This window comes from Roseomonas sp. TAS13, assembly GCF_001950415.1.
Taxonomy (GTDB): Bacteria; Pseudomonadota; Alphaproteobacteria; order Acetobacterales; family Acetobacteraceae; genus Roseomonas; species Roseomonas mucosa.
In genome coordinates this window covers 1-3,153 of the sequence record NZ_BDLP01000446.1, presented here as the reverse complement: position 1 = coordinate 3,153, position 3,153 = coordinate 1, and the positions used below count along the sequence as shown (strand labels likewise).

Annotated in this window: 3 protein-coding genes; 1 reads left to right on the top strand and 2 read right to left on the bottom strand. The window is 73.2% G+C overall.

All coding sequences use genetic code 11. The features are described 5' to 3' along the window. Positions 1-326 precede the first annotated feature (326 nt). Together queC and queG are read right to left on the bottom strand one after the other, a co-directional pair. Positions 327-1,046, bottom strand: coding sequence for a 7-cyano-7-deazaguanine synthase QueC (gene queC, locus ROTAS13_RS21825; RefSeq protein WP_019459597.1), 720 nt, complete (start codon positions 1,044-1,046; stop codon positions 327-329). Next, positions 1,043-2,146, bottom strand: a complete 1,104-nt coding sequence (queG, locus tag ROTAS13_RS21820; RefSeq protein ID WP_019459596.1) for a tRNA epoxyqueuosine(34) reductase QueG — start codon at positions 2,144-2,146, stop codon at positions 1,043-1,045. The genes queC and queG overlap by 4 nt, the downstream gene beginning before the upstream one ends. A gap of 104 nt (positions 2,147-2,250) precedes the next feature. Here queG and ROTAS13_RS21815 point away from each other — a divergent pair, with 104 nt between their 5' ends. Next, positions 2,251-3,018 (top strand): SDR family NAD(P)-dependent oxidoreductase, encoded by a 768-nt coding sequence (locus ROTAS13_RS21815; RefSeq protein ID WP_019459595.1) that lies wholly within the window; start codon positions 2,251-2,253, stop codon positions 3,016-3,018. The last annotated feature ends 135 nt before the right edge of the window (positions 3,019-3,153 follow it).

The following is a 3,153-nucleotide window of genomic DNA, read 5'->3' as shown; positions in this document are numbered from 1 at the left end:
TGTGATCAAGAGACAGGGAAAGGCGGAGGGGCTTTCCGCGTTGGCGCGGCCGGACCGGAGGAGGCTGTTCCGGGTTCGGGGCTGCGGCATGCGGATCTCCGGTGAAAGGCGACGCACAAGGGCGCGGCGCCGCTGCCCCGGCCCAGGGAAGTCCCGGCTGGGGAAGAAAGATGGCGCCGCAGCAATGTCGGGCTGTCTTTCGCTCCTGGCGCGGCGTTTAGCAAGTGAGAATTGCTTGCAAATGCCGCGCCGCAGTCATGTGCCCCACCGGGGGCGTCATCCCGGGGACCCGGCTCCCGGACCCGGCCCGCGCCGCCGGGCTTCCCTCAGCCCAGCGGCTGCGCGACGAAGCCTTCCCAGCCGCGCGCGCGCAGCTCGCAGGCGGGGCAGGTTCCGCAGCCATAGCCCCAGCGGTGGCGATGCGTGCGGTCGCCCAGGTAGCAGGTGTGGGAGTCCTCCACGATCATCTCCACCAGCGCCTGCCCGCCGAGGTCGTGGGCGAGGCGCCAGGTGGCGGGCTTGTCGCGCCACATCAGCGGCGTGTGGAGGACGAAGCGGCGCTCCATGCCGAGGTTGATGGCGACCTGCAGGGCCTTGAGCGTGTCGTCGCGGCAGTCGGGATAGCCGGAATAGTCGGTCTCGCACATGCCGCCGACGAGGTGGCGCAGCCCGCGGCGATAGGCGAGGGCGGCGGCGAAGGTGACGAAGAGCAGGTTGCGGCCGGGGACGAAGGTGTTGGGCAGCCCGTCCTCGCGCATCCGGATCGCGATCTCCGCCGTCATGGCGGTGTCGGAGACCTGGGACAGTGCCTCCAGCGGCAGGGTGTGGTCGGGGCCGAGCTTCGCCGCCCAGTGCGGGAAGCGTTCCGCGAGGCGGCGGCGGAAGGTGTCGCGGCATTCCAGCTCCACCCGGTGGCGCTGGCCATAGTCGAAGCCCAGCGTCTCCACATGGGCGAAGCGGTCCAGCGCCCAGGCGAGGCAGGTGGCGCTGTCCTGGCCGCCGCTGAACAGGACCAGGGCGCCGTCGCCGGAAAGGTTGTCGGTCATGGGGTGATGTCCTCCAGGCGGGAGACGGCCCAGGCGGCGGCCTCCGCCACCACGGGGTCGGGATCGCCGGCGAGGCGGCGTGCCTCGGGCAGCAGCGCGGGGTCGGCCGAATTGCCGATGGCGTAGAGCACGTTGCGGACGAAGCGGTCGCGGCCGATGCGCTTGATGGGGGAGCCCGAGAAGAGGGCGCGGAAGGTGGCGTCGTCCAGTGCGGCCAGTTCCGCCAGGCGCGGGGCGGCGAGGTCCTCGCGGCCGATCAGGGCCGGCTCGGTGGCGGTATGGGCGAACTTGTTCCAGGGGCAGGCGGCAAGGCAGTCGTCGCAGCCATAGATGCGGTTGCCGAGGCGCGGGCGCAGCGCCTCGGGGACCGGCCCCTTGTGCTCGATGGTGAGGTAGGAGACGCAGCGGCGGGCGTCGAGCCGGTAGGGGCCGAGGAAGGCGCCGGTCGGGCAGGCGTCCAGGCAGCGGCGGCACTGGCCGCAATGATCCGTCTCCGGCCTGTCCGGGGCGAGGTCGAGCGTGGTGTAGACTTCGCCCAGGAAGAGCCAGGAGCCGTGCGCGCGGGACACGAGGTTGCTGTGCTTGCCCTGCCAGCCGATCCCGGCCTGCTGGGCCAGCGGCTTCTCGGCCACCGGGGCGGTGTCCACGAAGACCTTGAGCGCCATGGCGGATTCACCGCCGGCGAAGCGGTCCACCATCCAGCGGGCCAGGGCCTTCAGGCGCTTCTTCACCACGTCGTGGTAGTCGCGGTGGCGGGCATAGACGCTGACCGTGCCGCGGTCGGGGCGGGACAGGCTGGCGAGCGGGTCGTCCTCCGGCCCGTAGTTCATGCCGAGGCTGACCACCGAGACGGCCTCGGGCCAGAGCGCCCGGGGATGGCTGCGCTGTTCCGCCCGCTCGGCCATCCAGCCCATCTCGCCATGCATCCCGGCCTCCAGGAAGGCGGCGAGGCGCTCGCGCACCTCCGGCCCGAGATGTGCCCGGGCGAAGCCCACCGCGTCGAAGCCCAGCCGCAGGGCTTCGTTCCGGATGGCATCGCGGGCGGCGTCGGGGGCCGGCGGGGCAGCGGCGGGCCGGGATGGGGCGAGGGTGACGGGCATGGTTCCGGCCCTATCTGTCGCCCCCGGCACCGCGCTGCAAGGATGGACGCGGCCCGGCGGGGGAGTCATGCCGGGCGGTGGTGGCTGAAAGGGAGTCCGGACTGATGGAACAGGAATTCGCGGGGCGGCGCGTGGTGGTGATGGGCGGCAGCCGGGGCATCGGGCGTTCCACGGCGCTGCTTTTCGCGGCGCGCGGGGCGGCGGTGTCGATCTGCGCGCGCGGCGCCGGGACGCTGGAGGAGACGCGGCGGGAGATCGCGGCGCTCGGCGGCCCGGCCCATGCCGGGGTGGCGGACCTGTCGCGGGAGGCGGACATCGTCCGCTACATCCCCGAGGCGGCGGCGGCGCTGGGGGGGATCGACGTGCTGGTGAACAACGCCTCGGGCTTCGGCATGTCGGATGACGAGGCGGGCTGGGCGGCTTCGCTGAATGTCGATGTGATGGCGGTGGTGCGGGCGAGCCACGCGGCGCTGCCCTTCCTGGAGGCCTCGCCGCGGGAGAGGGGCGGCGGCAGCATCGTCAACATCGCCTCGATCTCGGCGATGCGGGCCTCGGCGCGCTCGGCGCCCTATGGGGCGGTGAAGGCGGCGGTGATCCACTACACCGGCAGCCAGGGGAAGGTGCTGGCGCGCCGGGGCATCCGCGCGAACTGCGTGGCGCCGGGCTCCATCGAATTCCCCGGCGGGATGTGGGAGCAGCGGCGGCTGGCGGGGGAGAGGCTCTATGCCGACACCCTGGCCACGATCCCCTTCGGCCGGCTGGGCCGCCCGGAGGAGGTGGCCGAGGTGGTCGCCTTCCTGGCCTCGTCGCGGGCGAGCTGGGTGACGGGGCAGTGCATCGTGGTGGATGGCGGCCAGCTCGTCGGCCCGTGAGGACGGGGGCCGAGGCCATGGCCGGGACGGGTGCGAAGCCGCCATGACCCGCTCGCGCGCCCTGCTGCTGCTCTGGCTGGCCGCCGCCATGCTCGGCGCGGGCGCGCTGGCCCTGCTGGTGCCCGGCGGCCCGGG